Raw genomic sequence first — 18,313 nt, forward strand, 5'->3', positions numbered from 1 at the left:
TGCCACACGGCGGGCCCGGAGCGAAGCGCTTCGCACTGTGCAAGCGATTCGACATGGTAATCACGCTGGTCAGGTCCGGTGTCGGCGCTCGATGCGAGCATCCGCGCGATCACGGGCCTTGACGTGCCACGATGCGCCGCACATAGTATCGAAGCGATTCGACACGCACCGTGATCGATTCGAGACATCAGGCACTGGACGCGTCCGCTAGGACGGGCCTACAGTGACGACCGCGCGAAGCGCTTCGACACCTCACGGACGAGGTGCCGCCGGACACTCGAGGGAGAGGGCCGCACGACGATGGTGACGATGCAGGACGTGGCACGCCGGGCCGGCGTCGCGCTGTCCACCGTGTCGGCCACCCTCACCGGCGCCCGCCCCGTGTCCGCCGCGACCCGCGCCCGGGTCGAGTCCGTGATGGACGAGCTCGGCTACCGCCCCAACGCCCTGGCCCGCGGCCTGGCCACGCGCCGCAGCCGGGTGCTCGCGCTCACCTACCCCGTCGCGGACTCGGGCCTCAGCCGGACGTCCGCCGAGTTCGTGCTCAGCGCGGCCACGGTCGCCCAGGAGCGCGGGTACCAGCTCGTGCTCTGGCCGTTCGCGGCCGAGGACGCCGACGGCGTGCTCGACGTCGCGCGGCGCGGGCTGGCCGACGGCGTGCTGGTCATGGAGGTGCACGCCTGGGACGCCCGGGTCGCCGCCCTCCGCGGTGCCGGCGTCCCGGTGACGCTCATCGGCCGGACCGCGGACGAGGCGGACCCCGAGGTGCCGACCGTGGACGTCGACTTCGCCGCCACGCTCGCCGACGCCGTCGCGCACCTCGCGGGGCTCGGCCACACCCGGATCGCGTTCGTGAACCACGCGGAGCACCGGCTCGCCGAGGGCCACGGCCCGACCGTGCGCGCCGCCGCGGCCTACACGGCCGAGATGCTGGCCCGCGGCCTCGACCCCGTGCAGGTGTACGCCGAGGAGTCGGTGGCGGGCGGCCGGGCCGCGCTGGCGGGTCTGCTCGACGCGACCCCGGCGCCCACGGCGGTCATCACCATGAACGAGGACGCGACGTTCGGCGTGGCCGCCGAGCTCGCCGTCCGCCGCGTGGCCGTGCCCGCGGAGCTGTCCGTGCTCGCGGTGGTGTCGTCCCCGGCGGTCGCCGGGCAGACGGTGCCGCCGCTCACGACGCTGCACGCCCCCGGCGCGCAGCTCGGGCGGGCGGGCGTCGACGCCCTGCTCGCCCTCCTCGGCACCGGCGAGGTGCCGGCGCCCGTCCTGGAGCCGTGCCGGCTCGTGGACCTCGGCAGCACCGGACCCGCGCCCCGCGGAGCCGACGCGCTCGCCGGGGCCGGGACCCCCTAGACCGATCGACGACGGGGCGCCGGCGACCGCCGGGCCCCGAGCAGCACAGCAGGAACTCGACGAGGAGGACGTGTGATGGCATCTCAGCGGAAGCGGTACGTGGCCGGCGCCCTGGCGCTCGCCCTGCCGCTCGCCCTGGCGGCGTGCGGCGGAGACAGCAGCGGCGGGGGCGGTGGCTCGGAGGGCGACACGCTGACCGTCTGGCACTACGAGAACGACGACTCGGCGATGGGCCAGGCGTGGGCCAAGGCCATCGAGATCTTCGAGGACGAGAACCCGGACGTCACGGTGAACGTCGAGAACCAGACGTTCGAGCAGATCCAGAAGAACGCGAAGATCTTCCTCACCGGCGACGACGTGCCGGACGTCATGGAGTACAACAAGGGCAACGCGACCGCGGGCCAGCTCGCCTCGCAGGGCCTGATCACCCCGCTGACGGAGGAGGCCGACTCGCGCGGCTGGGCGGACACCCTGCCCGACTCGATCCAGACGACCGCGATGTACGACGAGCAGGGCCTCATGGGCTCCGGCGACTGGTACGGGGTGCCGAACTACGGCGAGTTCGTCGGCGTCTACTACAACCAGGACATGCTGGACGCGCAGGGCATCGCGCAGCCGACGACCTTCGAGGAGTTCGAGGCCGCGCTCGCCACGTTCAAGGCCGCCGGCATCACCCCGCTCGCCGAGGCCGGCGCGGAGTACCCGCTCGGCCAGCTCTGGTACGAGCTGGTGCTCCACTACGGCGACCGCGACCTGATCGACGACTACCAGCTGTTCGCCGACGACGTCGACTTCCAGAACGAGGCGTTCACGCAGGCGACCGAGAAGCTCGACGAGTGGATCAAGGCCGGCTACATCGCGTCCGACTCGGCCGCGCTGACCGCCGAGGACATGGGCGTGTCGTTCATCAACGGCACCTACCCGATCATGGTCTCCGGCTCCTGGTGGTTCGGCCGCCTGGTCGAGGAGATCCCGTTCACCTGGACCCAGGCGCTGTTCCCGGACAACACCATGCACCCGGGCTCCTCCGGCAACCTGTGGGTCGTCCCGGAGAACGCCGCCAACAAGGATCTGGCGTACGAGTTCATCGACATCACGCTGCGCCCCGAGGTGCAGGAGATCCTCGGCCAGAAGGGCGGCCTGCCGGTCGCCGGCGACTCCTCGTCGATCACCGACGAGAAGACCAAGGAGATGACCGAGAACTTCGAGTCGATCCTCGACGAGGACGGCCTGGCGTTCTACCCCGACTGGCCGGTCCCGGGCTACTACGACGTGATCGTCAGCGAGCTGCAGTCGCTGGTCAACCAGTCGAAGTCCCCGTCCGAGGTGCTGGATGGCCTGTCCGCCGCCTACCAGGACGGCAAGACGGACCTGCTCGAGGGCTGAGCCCCCACCCCCTGCCCGGGCCGGCGGTGCACGCCGCCGGCCCGGGCGCCCCACCTCGCGAGGAGCCGCTTTGACCACCGTCGACCGCGCCGCGCCGCCGCAGGAGCCGCGCACCCGCGGCAGCCGCCGCGGCCGCCGTTCGCGCGACTGGGTCGGGTACCTGCCCTACCTGCTGCCCGGCCTGATCGCCTTCACCGTCGTCATCCTGATCCCGTTCGGGATGAACATCTGGTACAGCCTGCACAAGTGGAAGGGCGGCAACGCCCCGCTGCGCTGGTACGGGCTCGGCAACTACACCGACCTGCTCGCGGACGAGCAGTTCTGGACGTCGTTCCGGAACTCGATCGCGATGATCCTCGCGATGGTGGTGGTGCCGACGCTGATCGGCCTGCTGCTCGCGACGACCCTGTTCGACGTGCTCGGCAAGCGGTTCGGCCCGCGCGTGGCCTCGGTGCTGCGCGCCACCTACTACCTGCCGCAGATCCTGCCGGTCGCCGTCGCCGGCGTGCTGTGGAACTGGATCCTCAACTCCCAGACCGGCGCGGTGAACGTGATCCTGAGGGAGATCGGCGTCGCGAACCCGCCCAACTGGCTGGGCTCGACCGACACCGCGCTGCCGACCGTCATGCTCGTGCTGATCTGGATCCAGATCGGCTACCCGGTCGTCATCTTCATGTCCGCGCTGCAGCGGGTCGACCCCGAGCTGTACGAGGCCGCCGAGCTCGACGGCGCCGGCTGGTGGCACCGGTTCCGCGCCATCACGATCCCGCAGATCAAGCCCGAGACGTTCGTCATCACGCTGACCTGCACCGTGGCCGCGCTCAAGGTGTTCGGCCCGATCTACGTGCTGACCCGCGGCGGCCCCGAGTCGTCGACCCTCGTGCCGTCGTACTACTCGTACCTGAACTTCTTCGACAAGTCGAAGGTCGGCTACGGCGCCGCGATCGCGAACGTCCTGACGGTCCTCATCATCCTGATCGCCGTCGTCATCATGGTGCTGCAGGCCCGCAGCGCCCGCCGTGAGGAGGAGGGTCGCTGATGGCCGCCCCGATCGAGACGCTGCCGACGCCCGTCGCCGCGGGACGCCCGCCGCGCCCGCCGCGCGCGAAGGCCACCGACACCGACCGTCGGCACCGCCGCGGCACCGCGCGCTGGTTCGTGCTCGCCGCCGCCGTGCTGGTCGCCGTGGTGATGCTGGTGCCGTTCGTCATCATGGTGCTGAACGCGTTCAAGGCCCCGGCGGACTACTCGCAGAACGGCCCGCTGTCCTGGCCGGCGGAGTTCTACACCGAGGGCCTGCGGAACTTCTGGACCCGGGTCAACTTCCCCGAGAAGCTGGTCAACTCCGTCTGGATCTCCGGCGCGGTCGCGGTCTTCGCCGTCGTGCTGTCGCTGTTCAGCGCGTACGCGCTGGGCGTCGGCCGGGTGAAGGGGCGGATGTCGATCGTCACGCTGTTCCTGCTCGCGAACATGCTGCCGCAGGAGGTGCTGGTCTACCCGCTGTTCCAGATGGCGCAGGAGGTGGGGCTGTCCAACAACCAGTGGTCGGTCATCATCATCTTCACGGTCATCCAGGCGGCGTTCGGCACGTACCTGCTGTCCTCGGTGCTCGGCACGTTCCCGAAGGCGCTGCTCGAGGCGGCGTCCCTCGACGGCGCGGGCCGATGGCGGACCCTGTGGGGCGTCGTGTTCCCGGTGGTCCGGCCGACGCTCAGCGTCCTGCTGATCTTCTTCTTCATCTGGACGTGGAACGAGTTCTTCATCCCGCTGGTCATGCTCACGACCAACGCCACCCAGACGATCCCGGTGGCCCTCGCCTCGCTGCAGGGCGACCGCATGATGGACGCCCCCACGACCAACGCGGGCGCGCTCGTCTCGATGATCCCGGCGATCGTCTTCTTCCTCATCTTCCAGCGCACGCTGACCCGCGGGATCACCGCGGGTGCGGTCAAGTAAGGCAAGGGCAGCATCCATGAAGTTCACCGACGGCTACTGGCAGACCCTCCCCGGGGTGACGGTGCAGCGCCCGCGCGCGGTCGACGAGGTCGTGCTGGGCGAGCGGTCGCTCACCGCCTACGCCGGCACCGGCCGCCTCGCCACGCGCGGCGACACCCTCAACCACCCGCTCATCACGATCACCCTCGACTCGCCCGCCGAGGGGGTGCTCGGCGTGACGATCGAGCACCACCAGGGCGGCGTCGACCACGGGCCCGCGTTCGGGCTCGCCGACGCGGCGCCGCACGTCGTGGTCGCCGGGCCGACCGACGACGACCCCCGCGCCTCGCTGACCACGGGCAACCTCACCGCCCGCGTGTCGACGACGGGCGAGTGGGCGCTCGACGTCGAGGTCGACGGCCGGGTCGTCACCGGCGCCACCTCCCGCGGCGTCGGCGTCGTCACGGACGCGGAGGGCCGGCCGTTCGTCCGCGAGCAGCTCGGCCTCGGCGTGGGCGACCACGTCTACGGCCTCGGCGAGCGGTTCACCCCGTTCGTGAAGAACGGGCAGACCGTCGACATCTGGAACGCGGACGGCGGCACGTCCTCGGAGCAGTCGTACAAGAACGTGCCGTTCTACCTGACCGACGCGGGCTACGGCGTGTTCGTCGACCACCCCGGGCACGTCTCGTTCGAGATCGGCTCCGAGGTCGTGTCCCGCACGCAGTTCAGCGTCGCCGGGCAGCGGCTGCGGTACTACGTCATCGCCGGGCCGGACCCGAAGGACGTGCTGCGCCGGTACACCGCGCTCACGGGCCGCCCGGCCGCGGTGCCGGACTGGTCCTACGGCCTGTGGCTGTCGACCTCGTTCACCACGGACTACGACGAGGCCACCGTCATGTCGTTCATCGACGGCATGGCCGAGCGCGGTCTGCCGCTGTCGGTGTTCCACTTCGACTGCTTCTGGATGCGCCGGTTCCACTGGTGCGACTTCGTGTGGGACCCGGCGACGTTCCCGGACCCCGAGGGCCTGCTGCGGCGGCTGCACGACCGCGACCTGCAGGTGTGCGTGTGGATCAACCCGTACATCGCGCAGCGCTCGCACCTGTTCGCCGAGGGCGCCGAGCTCGGCTACCTCGTGAAGCGCGCCGACGGCTCGGTGTGGCAGTGGGACATGTGGCAGGCGGGCATGGGCCTGGTCGACTTCACCAACCCGGACGCGACGGCCTGGTTCAAGGAGAAGCTGCGGGCCCTGCTCGACATGGGCGTCGACTGCTTCAAGACCGACTTCGGCGAGCGCATCCCGACGGACGTCGTCTGGCACGACGGCTCGGACCCCGAGCGGATGCACAACTACTACACGCACCTGTACAACAAGGCGGTCTTCGAGCTGCTGGAGGAGGTCAAGGGCGAGGGCGAGGCCGTGCTGTTCGCGCGGTCGGCCACCGCCGGCGGCCAGCAGTTCCCGGTGCACTGGGGCGGCGACTGCGAGTCGACGTTCGTGTCCATGGCGGAGTCGCTGCGCGGCGGGCTGTCGCTGGCGTCGTCCGGCTTCGGCTACTGGTCGCACGACATCGGCGGCTTCGAGGGCACCCCGGACGCCGCGGTGTTCAAGCGCTGGCTCGCGTTCGGCCTGCTGTCCTCGCACTCCCGGCTGCACGGCTCGTCGTCGTACCGCGTGCCGTGGGCGTTCGACGAGGAGTCAGTCAAGGTCACGCAGCGGTTCACCGAGCTCAAGCTGTCGCTGATGCCCTACCTGTCGGCGGTGGGCCGGGAGGCGCACACGGACGGGCTGCCGGTCATGCGGCCGCTGTTCCTCGAGTTCCCGGACGACCCGGGCGCCGCGACGGTCGACACCCAGTACGCGCTGGGCCCGTCGCTGCTGGTCGCGCCCGTGTTCACCGCGGAGGGCGACGTGGACGTCTACGTGCCCGAGGGCGAGTGGACGTCGCTGCTCGACGGCTCGACGGTGTCCGGCCCGCGGTGGCACCGGCAGCGGCACGGGTTCGACTCGCTGCCCGTGCTGGTCCGGCCCGGCACCCTGCTGCCCGTCGGCGCGCGCACCGACCGCCCGGACTACGACCACGCCGACGGCGTCACGCTGCGGGTGTTCGGCCTGGCGGACGGCGCCGAGGCGCGGACCACGGTCCGCGGCACGGCGGGGGACGTGGAGTTCGTGGCCCGCCGCTCGGGCGCGACGGTCACCGTCGAGGCGACGGGCGCCGTCCCGGCCGAGTGGCAGGTCGCGGCGGCCCTGGGCACGCCGCGGGCGGCCGTGGGCGACCGCGCGGAGCTCACCCTCCCCGCCGCCTGACCCGCGCGCGCTCGCGCGCTCCGCCCGCCCACGCCCGCTCCGCCCGCCCTCGCCCGCCAGTCGTCGCCGAGTCTCCGTCTCGCGTCTGTGTCCATGCCGTGCGACACAGTTCCGTACCGGAGACTCGGCGACGGCGACGGCGACGGTGTCGGCGGCGGCGACGCCGGCGGTGTCGGCGACGCCGGCGGTGTCGGCGGAGCGGAGCGGGCGGCCGTGGGCGAGGGGGCGCGGGAGCGCTCCCACGTTCGTGTATCGTATCGATTCGACATCGCCGTCCCGCGGCTCACCCTGAACCGAGGAAGCTCCTGATGACCACATCCCGCCCCTCCGGGCGCACGTTCCCCGCCGACTTCCTGTGGGGATCGGCCACCGCGGCCTACCAGATCGAAGGGGCCGCCACCGAGGGCGGCCGCGCGCCGTCCATCTGGGACACGTTCTCCGCGCGCCCGGGCGCCGTGCTCAACGGCGACACCGGCGCCGTCGCCGCCGACCACTACCACCGGGTCCCCGAGGACGTCGCGCTGATGCAGTCCCTCGGTCTGCAGGCCTACCGCCTGTCCATCGCCTGGCCGCGGGTGCAGCCCACCGGGTCGGGGGAGTGGAACGCCGAGGGCCTCGCGTTCTACACCGACCTGGTCGACCGACTCATCGCCGCCGGCATCAAGCCCGTCGTCACGCTCTACCACTGGGACCTGCCGCAGGCCCTCGAGGACGAGGGCGGCTGGACGAACCGCGAGACGGCCTACCGGTTCGCCGACTACGCCCGCAAGCTGGCCGAGGTGCTCGGCGACAAGGTCACCGTCTGGACCACGCTCAACGAGCCGTGGTGCTCCGCGTACCTGGGCTACGCCTCCGGCGTGCACGCCCCGGGCCGCACCGAGCAGGGCGCCTCGCTCGCCGCCGTGCACCACCTCAACCTCGCGCACGGGCTCGCCGCCCTCGCGATCCGGGAGGTGCTGGGCGACGCCGCGCAGGTGTCGATCACGCTCAACCTGCACGTGACCCGCGCCGCGTCCGACGCGCCCGAGGACGTCGAGGCCAAGCGCCAGGTGGACACCGTCGCCAACGAGGTGTTCCTGCAGCCGCTGCTCGAGGGCCGGTACCCCGAGAACGTGTTCGCGCAGACCGCCGCGGTGTCCGACTGGTCGTTCGTGCAGGACGGCGACCTGGAGCTCATCCGGCAGCCGATCGACCTGCTCGGCAGCAACTACTACTCGACGGGCCGGGTGCAGCGGCTGCACGGCGAGCCGGTCGTCGGCGACGGCAGCCCCGGCGTCGACGGGCACAAGTCGTCGGTGGTCAGCCCGTGGGTGGGCTGCGACGACGTCGAGTGGCTGCCGCAGCCGGGCCCGCACACCGCGATGGGCTGGAACATCGAGCCGCAGGGCCTGACCGACCTCCTGCTCGAGATGCACGAGCGGTACCCGTCGATCCCGCTGGCCGTCACCGAGAACGGCGCGGCGTTCGCCGACGAGGTGTCCGCCGACGGCCGGGTGCACGACCTCGACCGGGTCGAGTACCTGCACGACCACATCGACGCCGTGGGCGCCGCGATGGACGCCGGCGCGGACGTGCGCGGCTACTTCGTGTGGTCGCTGATGGACAACTTCGAGTGGGCGTACGGCTACGACCGCCGGTTCGGCATCGTGCGGGTCGACTACGACACGCTCGAGCGGACCCTGAAGGACTCGGCGCTCTGGTACCGGGACCTCGTCGCGACGCGGACGATCGCGCCCGCGGAGTCGGCGGCCGGGCTGTCCTGACGCCGGGCCCGGCGCCGTCGGGCGCACGGACCGCACGCACGCCCGAGGGCGGCCGCCGCACGGTGGCCGCCCTCAGGCGCGCCGGGGGACAATCAGGGGCGTGCCGTCCTCCCGCCGCTCCGGCAAGCGCCCCTACGCCGCCGAGCACGTCCCGCTCGACCTGGACCGGGTGCGCGGCGGCCGCACGTCCGAGGAGGCCGCCGACGGCGCGTGGACCGTGCAGCGCGTCGGCGGGTCCGACCGTACGTTCCGCTGCCCGGGCTGCGACCAGGAGATCGCGCCGGGCACGCCGCACGTCGTCGCCTGGCGGTCGGACGGGCTCTTCGGTCCGGACTCCGCGCTCGCCGACCGGCGGCACTGGCACTCCGCCTGCTGGTCGGCGCGGCACCGGCGGGGACCGACGCGGCGCTGACGCCCGGACTACGCTCGACCGCGATGACCACCGCAGCCGCCCCCACGCCCATCCGGTCGCTGACCGTCCTGCCCGCGCACCGGGAGGAGGTCGAGCTGCACACCGCCGACGGCCTCACCCTGGTCGGCGAGCTGGCGCTCCCGGTCGACGCCGACGGCACCCCGCGGACCCCCGCGGCCACGCTCGTGACGCTGCACCCGCTGCCGACGCACGGCGGCTACATGGACTCGCACGTGCTGCGGAAGGCCGCCTGGCGGCTGCCGGCGCTCGCCGACGTCGCGGTCCTGCGGTTCAACACCCGCGGGACGTCCAGCCCGCGGGGCACCAGCGACGGCGCGTTCGACGGGGGCGTGTCCGAGAAGTTCGACGTGCACGCCGCGATCGAGCTCGCCGAGTTCCGCGACCTCCCGCACCCGTGGCTCGTCGGCTGGTCCTTCGGCACCGAGCTCGCGCTGATGCACGGCCTGGACCCGGCGGTCGAGGGCGCCGTCCTGCTGTCCCCGCCGCTGCACCGCGCCACCGACGCCGACCTCGACGCCTGGGACGCCGACGGCAAGCCGCTGGTGGTGCTGGTCCCCGAGCACGACGACTACCTGCGCCCCGCCGAGGCCCGCGAGCGGTTCGCCCGGGTGCACCAGGCGGAGGTGATCGGCGTCGAGGGCGCCAAGCACCTGTGGGTGGGGGAGCCGTACGTCCGCCGGGTGCTCGACGAGATCGTCCGGCACGTGCGGCCCGACCTGCCGGTGCCGCTGCCGACGACCTGGGACGGGCCCAGCGAGCAGGCGGAGGCGCCGGCCGTCCCGCAGTCGCCCGACGGCGAGGCCTTCGCCGGATCCGACCAGGAGGACGCATGACCGCCACCGCCACGCTGCACCAGGTGCGTCCCGGGACCGGGCTGCCGCTGGTGCTGCTGCACGCCTTCCCGCTCGACTCCCGCATGTGGGCCGACGTGGCACCGCGGGTCGACGGGCCCGTCCTCGCGGTGGACCTGCCCGGGATGGGCGCCGCGCAGGGCGTCGCGCTGCCGGAACCCGCGCTGGAGGCGTCCGCCGACGCGGTGGCCGCGGTGCTGGCCGAGGCCGGGCACCACCGCGCGGTCGTCGCGGGGCTGTCCATGGGTGGGTACGTCGCGCTGGCGCTCGCGGAGCGGCACCCGTCCCTGGTCGCGGGGCTGGGGCTGCTCGACACCAAGGCGACCGCCGACACCGAGGATGCCCGCGCGAACCGGCTGCGGGTCGCCGAGGTGGTCGAGTCGGCGGGCACCGTGGACGAGGTGCTGCCCATGGCGACGGCGCTGCTCGGCGAGGCGGCCCGCGAGCGGCCCGAGCTCGTCGCGCGGCTGGAGGCGCTGATCGGCGCGCAGCCGCCGGCCGGGGTCGCCTGGTCGCAGCGTGCGATGGCCGCGCGGCCGGACCGCACCGCGGTGCTGACGGGCTACCGGGGGCCGGCGCTGGTGCTCGTCGGCGAGGAGGACCGACCGACGCCCGTGGCCGAGGCGCGGGGGATGGCGGCGGCGCTGGGGGTCGAGGCCGTGGTCGTGCCCGGCGCGGGGCACCTCACGGCGGTCGAGGCGCCCGGCCCGGTGGCCGCGGCGCTGGGCGACCTGCTCGGGCGGGCGCGGGGCTGAGCCGGCGGCGGGACGATCTGCCCGGAGGCCGCGGGGCCGAGCCGGCGACACGGGCGGGCGCGGGGCCGAGCCGGCGGGGCGGGCGGCGGGACCCGGCCCGTCGCGGTCAGGCCCCGTCGTCGCCCAGCGCCCGGGCGAGCGCGACCGGCAGGTCCAGCGACTCGCCGTCCTTGCCTCCCGCGCCGATGACCAGGGGCGGGTCCTGCGGCTCCGGTCGCACGCCGCGCAGCCGCGCTGCCAACGAGGGCGGCACGGTCAGCACGTAGAACCCGCCGTCGGTGCCGACCGCCACCGTGCGGTCCCGGCGCAGGTACCAGCCCTGCAGCGGCGTGCGGTACCGGCCGCGACCGCCGTAACCCTGGGCGTGCAGCGGCTCCGGCGCGACGCCACGGTCGCGGGCGTCCGCGACGAACCGGGCGATCAGCTCGCGCGCGCGGGCGGACTCGGCCTGGCGCCGGGCGCGCAGGGCGGCCTCGTGGGCGTCGGCCGCCTCGCGGCGGCGCGAGCGCCAGTCGGCGGCGCGGTCGGCGGGTGCGGGGTCGTCCTGCGGGGTCGTCCCGGGGACGTCGCCGTCCGCGCCCCCGCCGGTCGCGGCCGCGCCGTCGGGACCGACCGGTCCCGACGGCGTCCCGGGCTCGCTCACTTCTCGGCCGGCGCGGCCGTGGCCTCGTCCCCGGCGGTCTCGGTCCCGTCGGACGGTGCGGCGGCGGACTGCTGCGCGGCGGCGGCCCGGTCGTCGGCCGGCCGCCCGGCGTCCTGCGGGGACGCGCCGGCGGGCGCGCCGCCGGTGCTCGCGGCGGCGCCCGCCGTGGCGGTCGCGGGCTTCGCGTCCGCGGGCTTCGCTTCCGCCGGCTTCGCGTCCGCGGGGGACCCGGCGCCGTCGGCCTGCTTCGCCCCCTCGGCCTGCGTGTCGCCCTTCGGGCCGGCGGGTGCCGGGACCGCGGGCGTCGCGGCCGACACCGGGGCCGGCCGCGCCTTGCCGCGGGCCGGGCGGGCGGCCGGGCGGGCGCCCTGCTTGGCGTCGAACTGCGCCTGCGCGGCGTCGGCCTTCTCCAGCGTCTGCCGGTTCGGGACCGGGTCGTGGCCGAGCAGGTTGCGCAGCTCGTCGAGGTAGGAGGTGATCGACTCGCGCTGCCGGTTCAGGTCCTCGACCTGGCGCTGCGCGGTGGTGCGCTCGCGCTCCGACTCGGCCATCGCCTCGGACAGGGTCTTCTCGGCGTGCTCCCGGGCCTCGGCGACGACCCGGTCGGCGTTCGCCCGGGCGTTCGACAGCAGCTCCTTGGAGTGGTTCTGCGAGTCGACGCGGATCTTCTCGGCCTGCTCGAGCGCCTTGGCGACGCGCTGCTCGGCGTCGGCGGCGTGCGCCTCGGCGTCCGCGACGAGCTTCTCCGTCTCGGCGCGGGCGGTGGCGTGCCGCTCGGCGTCGGCGCGCTCGGCGGCCTCGCGCTGCGCGGCGATCTGCAGCTCGGCGTCGGCCAGCTGCTGGCGCGCCCGGGCGGTCAGCGCGTCGGCCTCGGCGCGGGCGGTGGACCGGACCTCGTCGGCCGCGCGGGTCGCCTCGGTGAGCTGGCGCTCGACGTCCAGGCGCGTGGCCTCGCGGAGCTCGGCGACCTCGCGGTCGGTGCGCTCGCGGAGCTCGGCGGCGTCGCGCTCGGTGCGCTCGCGCAGCTCGGTGGTCTCGCGCTCGGCCAGGGCACGCAGGGTGGCGGCCTCGTGCTCGGTGCGCTCGCGCAGCTCGGTGGTCTCGCGCTCGGCGGCCGCGCGCAGCTCGCTCGCGTACTGCTCGGACTCCGACCGCAGGGCGGCCAGCGCCTGCTCGGCCTCCTGCCGGGCGGCGGCGATCTCGTCGGCCACGGCGGCGCGCTGCTCCGCGGTCTCGCGGTCCGCGGTCGCCCGGACGAAGCCGGAGTACTGCTCGGCCTCCGCGCGCAGGGCGGTCGTCTCGGCAACCGCCCGCTGCTGCGTCTCGGCGGCGGCGCGCTCGGCGGCCGACCGGACCGCGTCGGCGTGCGCGGCGGCGTCGGCGCGCAGGGCGCGGGACTCCTCGCTCGCGGCCTGACGGGCCTCGGCGATCTCGGTCGCGGCGACCGATCGCTGCATCGCGGCCCAGCGCTCCGCCTCGGTGCGCAGCTCGGCGAGCTCCGCGGTGACCCGCTGCCGCAGCGCGGTCGTCTCGGCGTCGGCGGCCTGGCGCAGGTCCTGGTCGTAGCGCTCGGCCTCGGCGCGCATCGCCGTGGTCTCCGCCTCGGTGCGCGTGCGCAGCTCCTCGGCGGCCTGCTCGGTGCTGATCCGGAGCTCGGTCGTCTCGCGCTCGACCGTCGCCCGCAGCGTGCCGAGCTCGCGCTCCAGCGTCGCCCGGCGCTCGCTCTCCTCCGTCTGGATGGCGGTCTGGATCCGGGCGGCCTCGCGCTCCGCCGACCCGACCAGCTCCTCCGCGCGCCGCTGCGCGCCGGTCAGCGCGCTCTCGGCCTCGGTGTGCGCGGTCGACCGCTCCTCGGTCGCCTCGCGGCGCGCCGTCGCGAGCATCTCGGCGACCTCGTTCTCCGCGCGGGCGCGCAGCTGGCCGGCGGCGAGCCGCGCCCGGGCGAGCGCGTCGGACGCCTGCGCGTTCGCCTGCTGCACGACGTCGGACGACTGCTCCTCCGCCGAGCGCAGCAGCATCTCGATCCGCGATCCCAGGCCGGAGTAGGTGGGGCGCTCGGCCTCGCGGAGCTGGCGGTGCGCCTCGGACAGCTCGCCCGAGATCTGCAGCACCCGCTCGTCCATCGAGGCGACCTGGCTGCGGGCCTCCTGCAGCGCGCGCTCCAGCTCCGACAGCCGGGTGTCGACGGGTCCGCGGTCGTAGCCACGGAAGTTGACCACCGGGAAGGGCGTACGGTCGTCTGCCACGAAGTTCCTCCTGCGAGCGCGCGCGAGCGCTTGTGGGGACGGCCTCCGGGCGGGAGGCTCGGGGCGTCGGTCGGCCCGCGTCCGCCGTCCAGGGTATCGGCAGCGCCACGGCGCGGAACACCCGTCGCCGGGCCCCCGCGGGGCCCGATTTGCCCGGACCCCGAGGTGGTCCGCCTATCCTGGGTCGTCACGTTCGAGAGGAAGATGCGTGCTCCAACGACTGATCGCCGCCGTCCTCGGTGTGCTCGGGGTCGCGGCCATCGGGCTCGGCGTCGCCTCGGCCACCGTCTGGCGGGCGGACGACCCGCTGGTCGCGACCGCCGCGCCCGGGAGCGGGACCCGGACCCTCGTCACCGACCCGGGCGTGCTGGAGCTCGCGGGCGACCCCGTGACCGTCACCGTGCGCGCCGACGGCGCACCGGTGGTGCTCGCGGTCGGCCGCGACACCGACGTGACCGCCTGGGTGGGCGACGACCCCTACGAGCGGGTCACCGGTCTGTCCGACTGGCACACGCTGGCCACGACGGCGGGCCAGGAGGCGCAGCCGACGGCCGCCCCGACCGCCTCGCCGACCGAGGAGGCCGCCGCCGAGGCCGCCCCCTCGCCGACGGCGAGCGACGACGCGGGCGCCGCCGCCGCGACGGTCGCGGACCCGACCGGCAACGACATGTGGGTCGCCGAGGTGGCGGGCGACGGGTCCGCGACCCTCGAGTGGCCGGCCCAGGAGGGCCGCTGGTCGCTCCTCGCGGTGAGCCTGGGGGACGCCGCCCCGGTGCTCGACCTGTCCTGGCCGCAGACCGTGACCACGCCGTGGCTGTGGCCCGGCGTCGCGCTCGGCGTGCTGCTGCTGGCGGTCGCCGCGATCCTGCTGGTGCGGATCCTGCGCGAGCGGCGGGAGGGCCCGGACGCCGGGTGGACCGACGTCAGCACCGGGACGCTCGCGACCGTGGCGCCCCCCGGTGCGGCGGCCACCGGCGGGGCCGGCGCGGCCGGTGCGGGCACGCCGTCCGGGGCGATCCCCGTGGGTACCGTCACGCCGGGCGTACCGCTGACGCGTCGGCAGATCCGTGAGGCCGAGGCCGCCGCCGCCGCGGCGCGCAAGCGCGGCGGGCGCACCCCCACGGGCGCCGTGCCGGTCGTGACCGGGGCGACGCCGGCGGTGAGCGGGGCGACGCCGGCGGTGCCGGGGGCCACGGCCGCGGCACCGACGGCGGGCGGCGCCACGGCTTCGGCGACCGGCGCCACGGCTTCAGCGACCGGAGCCACGCCGTCGGCGTCGGAGGCGACGCCTGCGCCGGGCGAGAGCACCGGTGGTCCTGCGGGCGAGGCGACCCGCACCGAGGCGCCCGGCGTGACCCCCGGCCGTGGGGCGCGCGACGACGCGACCACGACCCTGCCGGTGACGCCCCCGGCACGGCAGGGCCCGGCAGCGGGCGCTCCGGCGCCGGGCGCTCCCGCACCCGGCGCACCCGGCTCCGCGGACGTGGCGCACCCGACGGCCTCCGGGGGGAGCGCCGCCGCTCCGGCGGACTCCGCGATCGCGGCCGAGGCGGTCCCGGGTACGCGGGGCACCGCGGGCGCTCGTCGGCTCGCCGACCGCCTGCCCTGGCGCCGCGGTCGCGCGTCGCACGACCGGCCGGGCTCGCCCGACGACGACGCCCCCGCCGGGCCGACGTCCACCGGTGCCGACCGAAGCACGCCCGCACCGACCTCCGGCTCGAGCGCCGGCGGGGCCGGCGCCTCGTCCCCGGCGTCCGCGTGGACCCCCGTGCCCGGCACCGCCCCGGCGGCACGCCCCGGCCCGGCACAGCCGCCGCCGTCGTCGCCCGCCGCCGCGTCGGCTGGCACTCACGCGTCCCCGTCCGGCGGGCCGGGCATCCCCGCCTCTCCGTCGGGCGGGCCGGTCACGACCGCCCGGCCGGGCGCAGCACCGCGCGGCCCCGCCGCGTCCTCGGAGGACGACGACGCCGCGACCCGCGCGCAGCGCGCGGACGCCTGGCGCCGCATGTGGGGGTTCCCCAGCACGGACGAGGGCGCACCCGCGCAGCAGGACGACGACCGCCGGACGGAGGAGGGCCGATGACCGCACGCACCACGGGGCACCGCCCCGGATCCTCGCGGCTGCGCCGCCGCCTCGCCGGCACGGCGGTCGCGCTCGTCGCGGCCCTGGGTCTGGCGGCCTGCGCCAACCCGGTCCCCGAGCCCACCCCCGACGCGGTGCCGGCGGTCCCGCCGCCCGCCCTCACGGTCGCCCAGTCGACGAACGTGCTCGACCAGGTCGGCACGGTCCTCGCGGCGGGGGACCAGGCGCTCGACCCCGCGGGCCTGGGCTCCCGGCTCCTGGGACCGGCGCTGGCCATCCGTTCGGCTGAGTACGTCCGGGCCACCGCCACCAACGGAGAGCGTCCGCCGGTCACGATCCCGACGACGGCGCAGACCCTGATCACCGCCGACACGACGAGCTGGCCGCGGACCCAGATGGTCGTGACCGAGCAGCCGGCGGACCTCCAGGCGCCGCTGCTGCTCGTCCTGGTGCAGAACGGGCCGCGGGAGCCCTACCGGTTGTGGGGCTGGGCGCGGCTCGGTCCGGCGGTGCAGATGCCGCTCACCGCGACGGCGGAGGAGGGGAGCGAGCCGGTCGCACCCGACGACGGCTCGTTGCTGCTCACGCCCACCGAGGCGCTGGCGCAGTACGCCGACGTCCTGACCAACGGCGACGCGTCCGCGGCCGCCGCGACCTTCCCGGCCGACTTCTTCCGCACCGCGATCACCGAGGCGCGGAACCAGACGACGGCCAGCCTGCAGGCGGTCGCCACCGTCTCGGAGACGGTCGCGCCGGTGGAGGGCGCCGTCATGGCGCTGCGCACGGCGGACGGCGGGGCGATCGTCGTCGGGGAGCTGTCGACGGTCACCACCGTCACCCTGTCCCAGGGCAGCATCACCCTCAACGACCCGTTCGACGCGGCGTTGGCCGGCAAGGGCAGCGTCTCGAAGAACCTGGTCCGCACCTGGACCGACGTGGTAGCGATGTACGTGCCGCCGACCGGCGGCGGCGAGCAGGTGACCGTGCTGGCGGCGGAGCACGCGCGCACGGCGGTCACCGGTGAGTGATGTTGTGAGAGCACGCGAGAGCAGGAGCACCTCGGCATGAGCCAGAACCCGGCCCACGACCCGCGCCTCAACGTGCGCGGGGCGGTCGACCTCTCCGGGCTGGGGCGCCCGGCGACCCCCGCGCCCGGCACCCCGGGCGGGCTGCCGGCGCCGGGCCCGTACACGGTCGACGTCGACACCGAGGGCTTCCCCGCCCTGGTGCAGTCCTCGACCCAGCACCCTGTCGTCGTGCTGCTGTGGGCGTCGTGGAGCGAGACCAGCATCAACCTCGCCCGCGACCTCGGGGCGCTCGCCGACCAGTACGGTGGGCGGCTCCTGCTCGCTCGGATCGACTCCGAGGCCAACCCGCAGGTGGCGGCCGCGTTCCAGACGCAGTCCGTCCCCGCCGTCGTCGCGGTGCTGGCCGGGCAGCCGCTGCCGCTCTTCCAGGGAGCGCCGCCGGCGGACCAGGTGCGCGGCGTGCTCGACCAGGTGCTCGAGGCAGCCGCCGCGAACGGCATCACCGGGACGGTCGACGCCCAGGAGGCGGAGCCGGCGCCGGCCGAGCCCGAGGAGCCGCCGCTGCCGCCGCTGCACCAGGAGGCGTACGACGCGATCGAGCGCGACGACCTGCCCGCCGCGGCTGCCGCGTACGAGCAGGCGCTCAAGGAGAACCCGCGCGACGACATGGCACGCGCCGGCCTCGCCCAGGTCGGGCTGCTCAGCCGGACCCGCGACGTCGACCTCGCCGCCGTGCGCAAGGCCGCCGCCGACGCGCCGACCGACGTGGACGCGCAGCTCGCCGTCGCCGACGTCGACGTCCTCGGCGGGCAGATCGAGGACGCGTTCGGGCGGCTGGTCGACACCATCCGGGTCACGTTCGGCCCGGACCGGGAGCGGCTCCGGGTGCGCCTCGTCGAGCTGTTCGACGTGGTGGGTGCGGACGACCCTCGGGTCGCCGCGGCGCGCCGGGCGCTCGCGAGCGCCCTGTACTGACGGCGCGCTCCGCGCTCTCCCCCGTGGGGAGCGCCGATCCAGGATCCCGGACGACGGGCCCGCCCGACCCCCGAGGTCGGGCGGGCCCGTGTCGTTCCGGGCGGCGCTGGCCCCCCGGGGACCGCCCGCGCACGTCCGGCAGCGACCGCCTCGCACGGATAGCCGCAGGTGAGCGCGGTGAGCGGGGTGACCGCCGTCACGGTGCCCCGAGTTGACGGTGTCTCGGGGTCGTGCGTAATGTTCTTCTTCGTCGCCCGGCAGGGAGGAACGGACACCGAGGATCAACCCGGTGGCTGGTCCCGCGGACGACCACCCCCTCGGAACGGCAGCAACGGGACGTATGAGCCCGGACGTCGCCGCGCCGCAGGACGATCCACACGATCGGGACGGTCCGCACGGACTTGACCGGCCGGGGCGGATCGGATAAGTTTGAACGGTTGCCTCCGGTCAGGCGCTCACACGAGCGGTTGAGGGATGCGCGTCTGTTCTTTGAGAACTCAACAGTGTGCCTAAGTAGTTGATGCCAAGATGGTTCATCGGCTCGGGTG

At 75.0% G+C, this 18,313-nt stretch carries 14 protein-coding genes; 12 read left to right on the forward strand and 2 right to left on the reverse strand.

Translation table 11 applies throughout. From position 1 onward, the window contains the following. Window positions 1-309: 309 nt before the first annotated feature. The 9 genes from FS882_RS19255 to FS882_RS19295 all read left to right on the forward strand — a co-directional run bounded on the left by FS882_RS19255 (window position 310) and on the right by FS882_RS19295 (window position 10,790). Window positions 310-1,353 carry a LacI family DNA-binding transcriptional regulator gene (locus FS882_RS19255; RefSeq protein ID WP_187365386.1) on the forward strand — a complete coding sequence of 348 codons (1,044 nt, stop codon included), beginning with the start codon at window positions 310-312 and terminating at the stop codon, window positions 1,351-1,353. Window positions 1,354-1,428: 75 nt separating this feature from the next. Next, a complete protein-coding gene (locus FS882_RS19260) occupies window positions 1,429-2,739 on the forward strand; it encodes an ABC transporter substrate-binding protein (RefSeq protein WP_158375607.1) in 1,311 nt (436 codons plus the stop codon). 70 nt (window positions 2,740-2,809) lie between these two features. Beyond that, on the forward strand, window positions 2,810-3,778 hold the full coding sequence (locus tag FS882_RS19265) for a carbohydrate ABC transporter permease (RefSeq protein WP_246855010.1): 969 nt from the start codon (window positions 2,810-2,812) through the stop codon (window positions 3,776-3,778). Continuing rightward, a complete protein-coding gene (locus FS882_RS19270) occupies window positions 3,778-4,695 on the forward strand; it encodes a carbohydrate ABC transporter permease (RefSeq protein ID WP_158375611.1) in 918 nt (305 codons plus the stop codon). Before FS882_RS19265 ends, FS882_RS19270 begins: the two co-directional genes overlap by 1 nt. A gap of 16 nt (window positions 4,696-4,711) precedes the next feature. Then, complete coding sequence (yicI, locus tag FS882_RS19275) at window positions 4,712-6,988, forward strand: alpha-xylosidase (protein ID WP_158375613.1); 2,277 nt, start codon at window positions 4,712-4,714, stop codon at window positions 6,986-6,988. A 308-nt stretch (window positions 6,989-7,296) separates the two neighbouring features. Beyond that, window positions 7,297-8,751 carry a glycoside hydrolase family 1 protein gene (locus FS882_RS19280; RefSeq protein ID WP_158375615.1) on the forward strand — a complete coding sequence of 485 codons (1,455 nt, stop codon included), beginning with the start codon at window positions 7,297-7,299 and terminating at the stop codon, window positions 8,749-8,751. Between the two features lie 100 nt (window positions 8,752-8,851). Continuing rightward, entirely contained in the window at window positions 8,852-9,163 is a 312-nt protein-coding gene (locus tag FS882_RS19285) for a hypothetical protein (protein ID WP_158375617.1), read from the forward strand. Between the two features lie 23 nt (window positions 9,164-9,186). Next, complete coding sequence (locus FS882_RS19290; RefSeq protein ID WP_158375619.1) at window positions 9,187-10,017, forward strand: alpha/beta hydrolase; 831 nt, start codon at window positions 9,187-9,189, stop codon at window positions 10,015-10,017. After that, window positions 10,014-10,790: an alpha/beta fold hydrolase gene (locus FS882_RS19295; protein ID WP_158375621.1), complete on the forward strand. Its 777-nt coding sequence runs from the start codon at window positions 10,014-10,016 to the stop codon at window positions 10,788-10,790. The genes FS882_RS19290 and FS882_RS19295 overlap by 4 nt, the downstream gene beginning before the upstream one ends. Window positions 10,791-10,896: 106 nt before the next feature. Here FS882_RS19295 and FS882_RS19300 read toward each other — a convergent pair whose 3' ends face one another. Continuing rightward, window positions 10,897-11,433, reverse strand: a complete 537-nt coding sequence (locus tag FS882_RS19300) for a hypothetical protein (RefSeq protein WP_316043658.1) — start codon at window positions 11,431-11,433, stop codon at window positions 10,897-10,899. Then, on the reverse strand, window positions 11,430-13,679 hold the full coding sequence (locus tag FS882_RS19305) for a hypothetical protein (RefSeq protein WP_158375623.1): 2,250 nt from the start codon (window positions 13,677-13,679) through the stop codon (window positions 11,430-11,432). The genes FS882_RS19300 and FS882_RS19305 overlap by 4 nt, the downstream gene beginning before the upstream one ends. Before the next feature lie 208 nt (window positions 13,680-13,887). On the opposite strand from FS882_RS19305, the gene FS882_RS21205 reads away from it, so the two are divergent. From FS882_RS21205 to FS882_RS19320, 3 genes are read left to right on the forward strand one after another with little or no spacing between them, the layout of a single operon-like run. Beyond that, complete coding sequence (locus tag FS882_RS21205; RefSeq protein ID WP_187365387.1) at window positions 13,888-15,762, forward strand: hypothetical protein; 1,875 nt, start codon at window positions 13,888-13,890, stop codon at window positions 15,760-15,762. Then, on the forward strand, window positions 15,759-16,790 hold the full coding sequence (locus tag FS882_RS19315; RefSeq protein ID WP_262348418.1) for a hypothetical protein: 1,032 nt from the start codon (window positions 15,759-15,761) through the stop codon (window positions 16,788-16,790). The genes FS882_RS21205 and FS882_RS19315 overlap by 4 nt, the downstream gene beginning before the upstream one ends. A gap of 36 nt (window positions 16,791-16,826) precedes the next feature. Next, window positions 16,827-17,765 (forward strand): tetratricopeptide repeat protein, encoded by a 939-nt coding sequence (locus FS882_RS19320; protein WP_158375625.1) that lies wholly within the window; start codon window positions 16,827-16,829, stop codon window positions 17,763-17,765. Window positions 17,766-18,313: the final 548 nt, after the last annotated feature.

The organism is Cellulosimicrobium cellulans (assembly GCF_007679345.1).
In the GTDB taxonomy this organism is placed as follows: Bacteria; Actinomycetota; Actinomycetes; order Actinomycetales; family Cellulomonadaceae; genus Cellulomonas; species Cellulomonas cellulans_A.